Origin of the sequence: Nocardia sp. SSK8, assembly GCF_037034205.1 — a bacterium.
Lineage (GTDB): Bacteria > Actinomycetota > Actinomycetes > Mycobacteriales > Mycobacteriaceae > Nocardia.
Map to the genome: position 1 here is coordinate 76,342 of NZ_JBAGKD010000010.1, position 12,092 is coordinate 88,433.

General features: G+C 72.1%; 11 protein-coding genes and 1 pseudogene. 5 read left to right on the forward strand and 7 right to left on the reverse strand.

What is annotated here, in order from left to right:
• Positions 1-60 precede the first annotated feature (60 nt).
• The 6 genes and pseudogenes from WA675_RS19145 to WA675_RS19170 form a co-directional block, all read right to left on the reverse strand.
• Positions 61-1,944 (reverse strand): peptidoglycan D,D-transpeptidase FtsI family protein, encoded by a 1,884-nt coding sequence (locus tag WA675_RS19145; RefSeq protein ID WP_336086003.1) that lies wholly within the window; start codon positions 1,942-1,944, stop codon positions 61-63.
• Entirely contained in the window at positions 1,941-2,906 is a 966-nt protein-coding gene (locus WA675_RS19150; protein WP_336086004.1) for a hypothetical protein, read from the reverse strand. Before WA675_RS19150 ends, WA675_RS19145 begins: the two co-directional genes overlap by 4 nt.
• Positions 2,903-4,056: pseudogene (rsmH, locus tag WA675_RS19155) on the reverse strand (16S rRNA (cytosine(1402)-N(4))-methyltransferase RsmH). Before rsmH ends, WA675_RS19150 begins: the two are co-directional and overlap by 4 nt.
• Before the next feature lie 28 nt (positions 4,057-4,084).
• Positions 4,085-4,516: a division/cell wall cluster transcriptional repressor MraZ gene (gene mraZ / locus WA675_RS19160; protein ID WP_336086006.1), complete on the reverse strand. Its 432-nt coding sequence runs from the start codon at positions 4,514-4,516 to the stop codon at positions 4,085-4,087.
• Positions 4,517-4,928: 412 nt separating this feature from the next.
• Complete coding sequence (locus WA675_RS19165) at positions 4,929-5,357, reverse strand: DUF3040 domain-containing protein (protein WP_336086007.1); 429 nt, start codon at positions 5,355-5,357, stop codon at positions 4,929-4,931.
• A 125-nt stretch (positions 5,358-5,482) separates the two neighbouring features.
• On the reverse strand, positions 5,483-5,932 hold the full coding sequence (locus WA675_RS19170) for an SAV_6107 family HEPN domain-containing protein (protein WP_336086008.1): 450 nt from the start codon (positions 5,930-5,932) through the stop codon (positions 5,483-5,485).
• Positions 5,933-6,048: 116 nt separating this feature from the next.
• Here WA675_RS19170 and WA675_RS19175 point away from each other — a divergent pair, with 116 nt between their 5' ends.
• From WA675_RS19175 to WA675_RS19195, 5 genes are all read left to right on the forward strand, one after another.
• Entirely contained in the window at positions 6,049-6,681 is a 633-nt protein-coding gene (locus tag WA675_RS19175; protein ID WP_336086009.1) for a GNAT family N-acetyltransferase, read from the forward strand.
• Positions 6,678-8,246, forward strand: coding sequence for a phytoene desaturase family protein (locus tag WA675_RS19180; protein ID WP_336086010.1), 1,569 nt, complete (start codon positions 6,678-6,680; stop codon positions 8,244-8,246). Before WA675_RS19175 ends, WA675_RS19180 begins: the two co-directional genes overlap by 4 nt.
• Positions 8,247-8,484: 238 nt before the next feature.
• The gene (locus WA675_RS19185; protein WP_442945678.1) at positions 8,485-9,267 is read left to right on the forward strand and encodes a carotenoid biosynthesis protein; all 783 of its coding nucleotides are present in this window, start codon (positions 8,485-8,487) and stop codon (positions 9,265-9,267) included.
• A gap of 148 nt (positions 9,268-9,415) precedes the next feature.
• Complete coding sequence (locus WA675_RS19190; protein ID WP_442945672.1) at positions 9,416-10,195, forward strand: LppM family (lipo)protein; 780 nt, start codon at positions 9,416-9,418, stop codon at positions 10,193-10,195.
• A gap of 1 nt (position 10,196) precedes the next feature.
• The gene (locus WA675_RS19195) at positions 10,197-11,369 is read left to right on the forward strand and encodes a glycosyltransferase (protein WP_336086011.1); all 1,173 of its coding nucleotides are present in this window, start codon (positions 10,197-10,199) and stop codon (positions 11,367-11,369) included.
• Between the two features lie 14 nt (positions 11,370-11,383).
• On the opposite strand, the gene WA675_RS19200 is transcribed toward WA675_RS19195, so the two are convergent.
• Positions 11,384-12,088 (reverse strand): hypothetical protein, encoded by a 705-nt coding sequence (locus tag WA675_RS19200; RefSeq protein WP_336086012.1) that lies wholly within the window; start codon positions 12,086-12,088, stop codon positions 11,384-11,386.
• Positions 12,089-12,092 lie beyond the last annotated feature (4 nt).

Consider the following 12,092-nt stretch of genomic DNA (forward strand, 5'->3'; position numbering starts at 1 on the left):
AGTCAGGTTACCGACGCGCGGAGACGGACGGACAATGCGGGTTGGGCATCGGGCGAGCGGTCAGAGCCCGGCCTCCAGGACGAGGCGTTTCGGTTCCGGCGACGGCGGTACTCTGTCACGCTGCAATGCCCAGGAGGCGATGCTGTGGAACAGCGGCGCGGCCGAGCCGCCGCCGCTGCCGTCGGAGCTGCGCACCGGCGCGTCGAGCATCATGCCGATCACGTAGCGCGGGTTGTCGGCGGGCGCCATCCCGGCGAAGGTGATGTAGTACGACGAGGTCGAGTAGCAGCGGCAGGCCGGGTCGACCTTCTGCGCGGTGCCGGTCTTGCCCGCCACCTGATAGCCCTCGATCGCGGCCTGCCCGCCGGTGCCCATCTGCACGCCCATCGGGTCCTTCTGCACGGTCGCCTGGAACATGGTGCGCAGGGTCTCGGCGGTCTGCGGGCTCACCACCCGGACGCCGTCGGGCTGCAGTTCCTCGGTGCGGGTGCCGTCGGGGGCGATCTTGGCCTTGACGATGCGCGGCGGGATGCGCAGGCCGTCGTTGGCGATGGCCTGGTACATGCCGGTCATCTGCAGGGTCGTCATCGACAGGCCCTGGCCGATGGGCAGATTGGCGAAGGTGCCGCCGGACCACTGGTCGCGGGCGGGCAGCAGGCCGGGGCTCTCGCCGGGCAGGCCGATGCCGGTGCGCTGCCCCAGGCCGAAGCGGTCGAGCATGTCGGCGAAACGGTCCTCGCCGACGCGCTGGGCGAGCATGAGCGTGCCGACATTGGAGGACTTCCCGAACACGCCGGTGGTGGTGTAGGGCGCCACATCGTGCTGCCAGGCGTCGTTGACGGTGACCCCGGCCATCCGGATCGAGCCGGGCACCTGCAGCACCTCGTCCGGGTTGGTCACCCCGTACTCGATGGCCGCGGCCGCGGTGACGATCTTGTTCACCGACCCGGGTTCGAACGGTTCGGCGACCGACGGGTTGCTCATGTTCGCCGAGGCCCAATGCTGCGGTCCCAGTGCGGGATTGAAGGTGTTGTCATTGGCCATGGCCAGCACTTGGCCGGTCTTGGCGTCGAGCACCACCGCCGAGGCGGAGGCCGCGCCGGAGAGCTGTTTGGCCTGCTGTACCTGTTGCTGCACGTAGTACTGCAGGTCCTCGTCGAGGGTCAGTTCCACGCCGTAGCCGTTGACCGCGGGCTGCTGATCGCGGTAGCTGCCCGGGATGACCGCGCCGTCGGAACCCTTGTCGTAGGTGCGGGATCCGTCGGTGCCGGCGAGCACCGAGTCCAGCGCGGACTCGAGGCCGATCTGCCCGTGCCCGTCCCAGCCGGTCGCGCCGACGACGTTGGCGGCCAGCGCGCCGCCGGGATACTCGCGCAGGTCCTGGCGCTCGGCGCCGACCTCGGGGAACTCGGCCGTGATCTCGGCGGCGATCCGCGGGTCGACATTGCGGGCCAGGTAGTGGAAGGGCTTGTCGCTGCGCAGTTTGTCGAGCAGCTCCTCCTCCTTGGGCCCGCTGTCGCCGAGCTTCTTGTGGATGAACTTCGCGATGTCCTTCAACCGCTGGTCCGGGTCCGGCGCCTTGGGCTTGGCCTTCTTGGCCTCGGCGAGCTGCTCGCGCACCCGGACCGGCTGGAAGGTCAGCGCGTTGGCGGTGATGGTGAAGGCCAGCCGGTTGCCGTGCCGGTCGGTGATGGGGCCGCGCACGGCGGCCTCGGTCTCCTTGTGCGTGCGCTGCGAGGCGGCCTGCGCGGACAGCGCGGGCGCGGCCAGGCTCTGGATGTAGAGCAGCTGCAGGGCGACCACGGCCAGGGTGGCCAGCAGGGTGACCCGGCCGATGCCCAGCCGCAACCGGATCGGCCGGTCCGGCGAGAGCGAGCCGGACCGGCGAGGACGCGGCGAGACCGGTCCACGTCGCGACGACGACGCGGAACCGCTGCGCTTCATCGGGGGCCGCCCTCCGATTCGATCATCTGGGGCGACTCGCTCGGCGGGACGACCGCAGTAGTCGGAGCGGCACCCGGTGCGGGCGGCGGCGTGTCGGCCTGCGGCAGGGGTGCGCCCTGCTCGGCGGGGGCCACGGCGACGTCCACCCGGTCGGGCACGAGCACCGGCGCGGCCGGATCGACGGGGGCCTGACCCACGGGGGCCTGGCCGGTGAGCTCCGGATCCGCCACGGGCGCCGGAACCTCGGCGGGCGCGGGGGTTTCGCCGGGGGCGGGCGGGGTCGCCTCGCCCACGGGGACGGTCGGCGCGGGTGCGGGGGCGGCACCCGGCGCCGCGAGCACCGGCGCCGGGACGGCATCCGCGGGGGCGGGGGTCGCGGTCAGCGCGCCCGGCTGCACCGGCACCACCCGCTCCCCCTGGGCCTGGGCCGGATTCGGCGTGGCCGGGTTCGGGGTGGTGGTCGGCGGGCCGTTCAGCGGCGGGGCCGGTGCGCCCTGGGCGGGCGAGGGCGTGCCGATGACGGTGATCTCGCCGTCCGGGCCGAGCACCAGCCGGGCCGGGTCCTTGGCCGGGATCATGCCGAGATCGCGGGCGCGGGCGGCCAGTTCGGGGGCGGAGTCGGCGGCGGCCACCTCGCGCTGCAGCGCGGCCCGCTCGTCGGCGAGCTTGCGGTTGACCGCGCGGGCGTCACCGAGCTGGTAGCTGTCCTCGGCGGCGCGCGTGGTCAGCAGCAGGGTCAGCGCCAGGCCGCAGCCGAGCAGTCCGATGATGGCCGTGACGAACGGGATCCGCCCGGCCATGGTCGAGGCCCGCTCGGGCAGTTCGATGCCGTCGAGCAGCTGGGCCCTGGTGCGCTTGCGAGCGTAGGCCCGCTGCGCCGCACCGGACTTGACTCGTTCGGCCGCCTGCACGCGACGGGCCGTGCGCTTCGGCACGGCGACGGTGCTCGTCCGCACACTCATCGTGTCCCCTCCTGTGTCCTCCCTGATCTCTCCGCGATCCGTTCCGCCGCGCGCATCCGCACCGGCGCCGATCGCGGATTGACCTCGATCTCGGACTCCGTCGCTTTCTCCGCACCCCGGGTGAGCATCCGGAATTCCGGTCCCATGCCGGGCAATTCGACCGGCAGATCCATCGGGGACCGGGACACGATCCGGGGTGCGAACTCCTGTTTGACCAGCCGGGCTTCCAGTGACTGGTACGACATGACGCAGATCCGCCCGCCGACGCGCAGCGCGTCGAGCGCGGCGGGCAGGGCCGCGCGCAGCGAGTCGAGCTCGCCGTTGACCTCCACCCGCAGCGCCTGGAATGTGCGCTTGGCGGGATGCCCGCCGGTGCGCCGCGCGGCGGCCGGAATGGTGTCGTAGAGCAGCTCGACCAGCTCGGCGCTGGTGGTGAACGGGCGAACGGCGCGGCGGCGCAATACCTCCGAGGCGATCTTGCCCGCGAACCGCTCGTCGCCGTAGGTCTTGAGCACCCGGGCCAGATCGCCGTGGCTGTAGGTGTTGAGCACGTCGGCGGCGGTGGGTCCGGTGGTGGGATCCATTCGCATGTCCAGCGGCGCGTCGACCGAGTAGGCGAAGCCGCGGTCGGCCTCGTCGAGCTGCATCGAGGACACCCCGAGATCCATGAGAATCGCGGCGACGGAACCGATTTCGGGTAATCCGGCCTCGTCGAGGGCGGCGGGGATGCCGTCGTAGCGGGTGTGCACCAGGGTGATCCGGTCGGCGTAGGGCGCCAGGCGCTCACCGGCCAGTTTCAGCGCGGTGGTGTCGCGGTCGAGCCCGACCAGATGCGCGTGCGGGTAGGTGCGCAGGAAATGTTCGGCGTGCCCGCCGAGGCCGAGGGTCGCGTCGAGATAGACCGCGCCCGGTTCGCTCAGCGCGGGGCCGAGCAGTTCGTCGGCGCGCTCGAGCAGAACCGGCACATGACGGGGGTTCTCGGTGTCATGGTTCACCTCGACCTCCCGGGATAGGACCTCGCGTCGCAGACGAGTCGCCATGCCACACAGTGCTTTTCGAATGAGAATGGTGTTCGCGAATGCGTCGAGGTCTCTGACCGAGGCGCGGCACCTGGCGTCGGGGAAGTACGTCAGGGTCCACGCCCGGGCAGAGGCCTCGCAGCACTCGCGTGCTCCGGGCTAGAAGATTCCGCCCAGCGACTCGTCTCTGGCTTGCGCGTAGTCCTCCTCGTGCTCGTCGAGGTAGGACTCCCACGCCTGCTTGTCCCATATCTCGAGGAAGTCGACCGAACCGATCACCACGCAATCTTTTCCGAGATTGGCGTAGCGCCGATGGTCCGGCGACAGCGTGATCCGGCCCTGTGCGTCCGGACGTTGCTCGTCGGTGCCCGCGGCCAGTGCTCGAACGAAAGCCCTTGCCTGCGGGTTGCTTCGAGACGCCGCCGCGGCCCGCCGCGCGAGCGCGGTGAACTCGTCTTTCGGATACACGGCCAGGCTGTGGTCTTGACCCTTCGTGACCATCAACCCTCCCGCCAGTTCGTCTCGAAACTTCGCGGGCAACGTCAGTCGCCCTTTGTCGTCCAGGCGGGGGGTGTAGGTACCGAGAAACATCCCGGCCACCTCCCTACTGGATCACCTCGCCGTAACGGCCTCTCCTGTAGTGCGCGACCCACATTACCCCACTTTCCCCCACTTTCAATCGAAACCCCGGGTGATCTCGCTCCCCGCCAACACAATTCCGCAGGTCATGCCAGCTATCACTGAGATTCGGGGTTATCGCGTGTTCGGAGAACCCGCGCGGGTCGGCCACCCGGGGCTCCGACAACGTTCAGCAAACTTCGCAGGTACCGGCGGGTAATACGGCGGCGTGGGGAAATTCGGCGGGGCGCGGTGGGGAAGGGTGGGGAAGGTGGGGGCGTCGCCCTGGCGGCCGGTACCCGGCCACGAACAGGCGAAGGCGGCGCCGCACCCGATTCGGGTGCGGCGCCGCCTTCGATGCTGTCGCGCTCCGGCGAGGGGCGAGCTACTCCTGCTCGAACCTTCGGCGGAAGCGGTCTTCCATGCGCTCGGAGAAACCGCCGGACTTGCGCTGGCGGCCGCCTCGGCCGGACGAACCGCCGGACGGGCCGGAACCCGCGGCGGGCGCCTCGGACTGGTCCGCCTGCGCGGACCGATGCGAGTTGCCGAGCATCAGCAGCACGCCGGCGCCGAACATGGCGATGAATCCGACGAGACTGATGATCGGGAAACCGCCCGGCTTGAATGGCAGGGCGAGGCCGGCGACGAGAAGCACCAGACCGATGGCGAACAACGCCGCGGCTTGGAGCCTGCGTCGGCTCGACGTGGAGCGAAGTCGTCCGCCACGGACGGACGAGGCGAACTTCGGATCCTCAGCATAGAGAGCGCTCTCGATCTGTTCGAGCATGCGCTGCTCGTGCTCGGAGAGTGGCACGGTACCTCCCCCGGCACTAGGCGTGGCTGGTCGCCTCCGGGTAGGCGACGGGTAGCCGACCTTGGCGGCTATCTGCTCCCCATGATACGAGTTCGATCGAAGCCGTACCACCTACTCGGTGATAACTAAGCTGTCATGTCCCGGTCGCGACTCGGCTGCGGCCGGGCCTTGACCGCGGCGACCAGCGCATCGTCGACGTCATAGAGGAATGCGCCCACCCGTGAGCAGAACTCGTCGGCCTGGGTGTCGGTGATCGCGCGGTCCAGTCCAGCCTCCAGCGCGGCCCGCAATTGCGAGTGCGCCTCGAAGTAGTCGGCCCACATCGCAAACTCCGGTGCGGCGCGTCTCAGCAACACCCACGCGCTGCGCGAGCGCGCCCGTGGCGCCCGGTCGGCGCCGGTGAGCGCGATCATGGCGCCCGCGCCGCGCAGGGCGGCCAGGTAAGCGGTGCGCAGCCGCTCCCCCGGGTCGTGTTCCCAGGCCGAATCGGTGAGCAGGGCGTCGGCCTGGCGTAGCAGCCCGCCCGCGCGACCGTCGTGTGCCGCGTGCTCCCGACCATCATTGCGACCAGCCATCTGCTGCCCCTTTCACCCCTCGCACGGATCGAACAAGCATTCGAACGTTTGAATTGAGATTGAATATAGGGACACCCACCGACAACTTCCGCGTCCGCGCGCCATCGACGAGAGCCATGACAGCCGTCAAGCCCAAACACACCCCCGCACCCGTCGTCGTCGACCTCAGCGTCGCCGCGCTGCGCGCACGCCTGCACGACGCCCTGTCGGTGTATGTCGCCGCCATGGACTATCCGCGCGGCACCGAGCACCACCGCGCCCCGATGTGGACCGAGCACACCACCCGGGCGGGCTGGCGCGCGGTGGCCGCGCTGCTGCCCGACGACTCGGGCGCGGTCGACCTGCGCACCTCGCCCATCCTCGCCATCGCCTACGGCTACAGCGGCGCCCCGCGGCAGTGGTGGCACCAGCAGGTGCACACCGGGATGCGCCGCTGCGGCTGGCCCGAGGCCGCCGCGCGCGACCTGCTCGCCGACTATTTCGAGCTCACCGAGCTGCACGTGCACCCGGCCGCGCAGGGGCACGGGATCGGCTCCACGCTGCTGGAACGGCTGCTGGCCGACCGGCCGGAGGCGGCGGTGCTGCTGTCCACGCCGGAGGTGCCCGAGGAGGCCAACCGGGCCTGGCGGCTGTACCGGCGTGCCGGATTCACCGATGTGATCCGCAATTTCGTCTTCGCCGGGGACACCCGGCCGTTCGCCATCCTCGGCAGGCGTCTGCCGCTGCCTACCTCCGGCAGCCGGGAGTGAGCGCGCCGGAGACCACCGTCGTCGTCGGTTCGGGGCACAACGCGCTGGTCGCGGCCTGCTATCTGGCGCGGGCGGGGCAGCGGGTGGTGGTGCTCGAGCGCGACGAGGTGCCCGGCGGGGCGGTCTCGACCGTCGAGCGGTTCCCGGGGCATCAGGTGGACCGCGGTTCCTCGGCGCACATCATGATCCGGCACACCGGGATCATCGAGGAGCTCGAGCTCGACCGGTTCGGGCTGCGATACATCGACTGCGACCCGTGGGGTTTCACCCCGTCCGACGGGGTGCGCGCGCCGATCGTGTTCCACCGGGATCTGGACCAGACCTGCGCCTCGATCGCGGCCGCGTGCGGTACCCGCGACGCCGAGGCCTACCGGCGCTTCGTCGGCGTGTGGGGCGAGCGCAGCGCCCGGGTGATGCGGGCGTTCGGCGCGCCGCCGACACCGGGAAAGCTGGTGCGCTCGTTCTGGGGGCTGGACGCGCGCGACGGCGGCAGCGCCCTCTCCCGGGAGTTCCTGCAGTCCGGGGACGCGCTGCTGGACTACTGGTTCGACGACGAGCGGCTCAAGGCCTCGCTGGCCTGGTTCGGCGCGCAGTCCGGGCCCCCGATGTCGGAACCGGGGACCGCGCCGATGGCCGGGTTCGCCGCGCTCATGCACACCCTGCCGCCCGGGCGGGCCGTGGGGGGAAGTGGGGCGTTGAGCGCGGCGCTGATCGCGCGGTTGCGGGCCGACGGCGGCGAGCTGCACACCGGCGAGGCCGTCACCGCGCTGCGCCGGACCGGGGACCGGTGGCAGGTGAGCACCGCCGAGCGCACCCTGTCAGCGGACACCGTGGTCGCGGGCGCGCACATCCTCGCGACGCTCGAGTTGCTGCGCGCGGGCGGTTTCGACGCGCCCCTGCTCGACGACTGGCAGCGCCGCATCCGGGTCGGCCCCGGTATCGGCATGGTGGTGCGGCTGGCCACCGACCGGCTCCCCCACTATCCCGGCGCCTTCCCCTCCGATTCCGCGCGCGGCCTGCAGTTCCTGGTGTCGGACCGCAATCAGCTGCGCCGGGCCCACGGTGCCGCGCTCGGCGGCGCGCTGCCCCCGCGCCCGGTGGTGCTGGCCATGAGTTTCAGCGCCGTCGACCCGACCATCGCCCCACCGGGTGAACACCAGCTCTCGCTGTGGGCACAGTGGCATCCCTACGCGCTGGCCGACGGCAGCGGCTGGGCCCGCCACGGCGACCGCGAGGCGGACCGCATCGTCGCCGAGGTCGACCGGTACGCACCGGGATTCAGCTCCTCGATCCGGCAGCGATTCGTGCAGACCCCCGTCGACCTGGAACGCGAGATGGGCCTGCGCGGCGGCAATGTGATGCACGTGGAGATGTCGCTGGACCAGATGATGCTCTGGCGCCCCCTACCCGAACTGTCCAACCAGCGCGTCCCCGGCGCCCCCGGCCTCTACCTCACCGGCGCCTCCACCCACCCGGGCGGCGGTGTATCGGGCGCGAGCGGACGCAGCGCGGCCCGCCTGGTCCTCACCGACCGGCGCCGATTCCCGATGCCGCGCAGGCGATGAGCGCCCGGCTGGCCAGCGGTTCGCACATCCCACCCAGACGCTGCCACCCGGCGACGCGTCACCGGGTCAGAACACGCCGCAGCCCCACAGTTCGCCACAGCCCTGCGGCTCGTGGTAGGTCCGCGATGCGCCGCGGTCCCATGCCCCTGTCGGCCAACCGCGTCGGATCGCCGAGGCGGTGGCGATAGTGGCTCGCCTGAACCAACTCGCCGACGCGAGTGGTCGTGCCATCGGTGCGCTGCGCGACTGGGTACGGGTCGACCCGCGCCGTGCGATCCCCGCGATCTCGGCGGTGCTGCTGGTGCTGGTGCAGATCGCCTATCCGCTCAGTGCGGGTGGGGCGCGGGATCGGATCACCGTGGTGGTGGTGTTGCTGTCGGCGGGGACGGCGTTGCTGCACGCGGTGACGACGCGGGGCGTGCGCTGGGGGCTGGGGTTTTTGGTCATCGTGTCGGGGCTCGGGTTGGCGGCGGAGGTCGTCGGGACCGCGACCGGGGTTCCGTTCGGGGCCTATTCCTATGCGGTCGATCGGCTCGGGCCCGCGGTGGCGGAGGTGCCGCTGGTGGTGCCGTTGGCGTGGACCGGGGGGTTGTATCCGGTGTGGATCGTCGCGGGGCTGCTGGCCGGATCGGTGGTGGGGCGGGCGGGGCTGTTCGTGGTGGGAGCGGTCGGGTGGGATCTGTTTCTCGATCCGCAGATGGTGGCGGACGGGCAGTGGACCTGGGTGGTGACCGATGCGGGGTTGCCGGGGCTCGCGCGGATCCCGTACACGAACTACCTCGGCTGGGCGGTGGTGGCGTCGCTGATGGCGGTGCTGCTCAGCGGGCTGGATCGGCGGCGGGTCACGGTCTCGGTCGCGGTGCCGGTGGCGGTGTTCTGCTGGACCTGGCTGGGGTCCACGCTCGCGCACGCGGTGTTCCTGGGGCTGCCCGCGTCGGCGGTGTGGGGATTCGTGGGGATGGCGCCGCTGGGGATCCCGCTGCTGCTGCGGGGGCGGCGACTCCGCGAACACCGGGCCTGATCCCGGCGGCCCCGGAATCCGGGCGATCACTTCGGCGGCGAACGCGATGCCGATCGGGCACCCGGACCGGAGCGAAAGCGCAGTTCGGCGCGGGCTGGTGGAACGCACCGGCCCCGTCGGGTGGGTTCTCGGGCCGGGGCCTGGCACGATGTCAACCGTGCAGCCGAGTCCCGTCGCCGACATGCCCCCCACTCCGCCGCGTTCCCGCGTGCCCGCGCGCCGCGCCGCGGCCGTCGCCGTCCTGCTGGCCCTGCTGGTGCCCGCGCTGGCCGGCTGCCTGCGTGTACAGGTGTCGATGGGCGTGTCGTCCAACGACCGGGTCTCGGGCCGGATCGTGGCCGCGGTGGTGCCCACCGGGCCCGACGACAAGGGACCGCAGCTGAAGGCGCCGGACCAGGTCGCGGCCAAGGTGCGGGTGGAGACCTACAACCAGGACGGGTACGTCGGCACCCAGGTGTTCTTCGACGATCTGACCTTCGGCGAGGTCGGCCAGCTGGGCGGGCTCTCGGATCAGACCCAGGGCATGTTCAACCTGGAGTTCCAGCGCTCGGGTGATCTGGTGAGCCTCAGCGGCCGCGTCGACCTGGAGTCGGTGCCGCCGCACGGCTCCGACGTGCAGTTCTCCATCGCCTTCCCCTCGCGCGTGGCCAAGACCAACGGCACCCGCGAGGGCGACAACACCGTGTCCTGGAAGCTGCCCGCCGGTGAGGTGTCGACCCTGCGCGCGGAGGTGAAGTACGCCGATCCGAACACCCGCTCGTTCGCGGGCTGGGCCGGGATCGTCGGCGGCATCACCCTCGCGGTCGCGGCGCTGGTGGCCGGGATGGCCTTCCGCGACCGCAATGCCGGGCCGCCCAACGCGCCGCGCGGCCGTTTCTCCCCGAGTGAGATGTGGCGCGATATCGCCGCCCGCAGGCTGGGCCGCTGACATGGGCGCGGCGGGCCGCTCGCTGACCTGGCTGGGCACCGGCCTGGCCGCGCTCGGCGCGAGCACCGCCGTCTACAACCTGGTCACCCTGCGTACCCTGCCGCGCCGGGTCGCGGGCGTGATCGAACCGGTCACCGTGTGCGTGCCCGCCCGCGACGAGGCCGCGCGCCTGCCCGCGCTGATCGCGGATCTGCGCGCGCAGACCGGAGTGCCGCGGCTGCGGGTGCTCATCCTCGACGACGCCTCCACCGACGGCACCTACGAGGCCGCGCTGTCCGCGATCGGCGGCGACGACCGGTTCACCGTGCTGCGCTCGGCCGCCCATCCCGCCCCCGGCTGGACCGGCAAGGCCGCCGCCTGCGCGCGGCTGGCGGCCCGCGCCGACGCGGCCGCGCTGGTCTTCGTGGATGCCGATGTGCGGCTGGCCCCGCAGGCGATCGCCGCGGCGGTCACCGAATTGCGCAGGCGCGGCGCGGGTCTGGTGTCGGCGTGGCCGGTGCAGGAGTCGGGGTCGGGCACCGAGCATCTGGTGCAGCCGCTGCTGGCCTGGTCGTGGGCCTCGACCCTGCCGGTGGGCCCGGCCAATCACAGCCTGCGCCCGTCCACCGCGGTGGCGTGCGGGCAGTTCCTCGCCGTCGACGCCGAGGCGTACCGGGCGGGCGGCGGGCACGCGGCCGTCGCCGCCAGCGCCACCGAGGATCTCGATCTCGCCCGGGCCCTGCGCCGGGCCGGGCACCGCACCGCCCTGGTCACCGCGAGTCACGCCGCGCGGACCCGCATGTACACCGGCGCCGACGAACTCACCAACGGCTATACCCGCTGGCTGTGGTCGGCCTACGGCGGGCGCATCGAGGGTGGTGCCGCCATCGGCCTGCTGCTCGCCCTGGCCTATTGGCTGCCCCCACTGGCCGCGCTCCTCGGCCGTGGCCGCACCCGGCGGGCGGGCGTGCTGGGTTACCTGGCGGCCGTCACGGGCCGGATCGTCGCCCGCGGCACCGAAACCCGCCGCCCACCCGGCCGGACCGACGTGCTCTCCGCCGCGGCACACCCCATCGCCGTCGGCCACTATCTCGCCCTGTGGGTCCGTTCGCACCGGCACCACCGCAGCGGCGACCTGCGCTGGAAGCAGCGCCCGCTGGTCACCCCCGACACGTCGATCTCCCTGCGCGCCTAGCCGTTCCGGACCGATCAGGGGACCTCGGTGATGCCGATGGTCGGGAAGAAGAAGCAGGACTTGCCCGCGTTATCGGTGGTGCCGAAGACCGCCGCGAGGACGGTGCCGTGGCCGGTATCGACCGGGACCGCGCGCACCCCACCGAGCGGGATCGCGGCGAAGAAGAAGTCGCGGATGGTGTTCTCGGCGAGAGGCCGTAGTTCCACCGGCACTTCGGGCGGCACCATGGCGCGCACGATCTCGGCGATCGAGCCCATCGAGGCCAGGCCGCCGCGCCCGGTGCTGAGATTGAGCCACGCCACCTGCATGCCCGCGGTTTCGGTGGCGGGCGTGTCGGGGGCCATGCCGTAGGGCAGGAAGGTGAACAGCGTCTGGCCGGATTTCACGGCCGTCAGGTCCAGGCCGGGGATCGGTACGGCGTTGCTGGGCCACGGGCCGGGGACCGCCCCCGCGACGGCGGGGACCAGGCCCATGCCCTCGCCCGCGCAGTTCGCCGCGACCGTGGGATACAGGAACGGCTGCACGCCGAGCGCTTTCAGTGTCTCGACCACGGTCTGGTAGGCGCCGAGCAGGTCGGCGGGGCCCGCGGTGGCGGCGGGCGCGTCGCGGGTGACGGCCGGGGTGGCCGGTTGGGCGACGGCTGCGGGGGCGGCCAGCAACACCGTGGCGGCGCAGGCCGTCAGGGCGGTCAGCACGGGAATACGACGCGGCACGATCACGGCG

Bases quoted from the DNA above. Each gene is read 5' to 3' on its own strand.
- WA675_RS19150 (WP_336086004.1), bottom strand. From the start codon at position 2,906: ATGAGTGTGCGGACGAGCACCGTCGCCGTGCCGAAGCGCACGGCCCGT.
- WA675_RS19195 (WP_336086011.1), top strand. From the start codon at position 10,197: ATGGGCGCGGCGGGCCGCTCGCTGACCTGGCTGGGCACCGGCCTGGCC.
- mraZ (WP_336086006.1), bottom strand. From the start codon at position 4,516: ATGTTTCTCGGTACCTACACCCCCCGCCTGGACGACAAAGGGCGACTG.
- WA675_RS19145 (WP_336086003.1), bottom strand. From the start codon at position 1,944: ATGAAGCGCAGCGGTTCCGCGTCGTCGTCGCGACGTGGACCGGTCTCG.
- WA675_RS19170 (WP_336086008.1), bottom strand. From the start codon at position 5,932: ATGGCTGGTCGCAATGATGGTCGGGAGCACGCGGCACACGACGGTCGC.
- WA675_RS19190 (WP_442945672.1), top strand. From the start codon at position 9,416: ATGTCAACCGTGCAGCCGAGTCCCGTCGCCGACATGCCCCCCACTCCG.
- WA675_RS19175 (WP_336086009.1), top strand. From the start codon at position 6,049: ATGACAGCCGTCAAGCCCAAACACACCCCCGCACCCGTCGTCGTCGAC.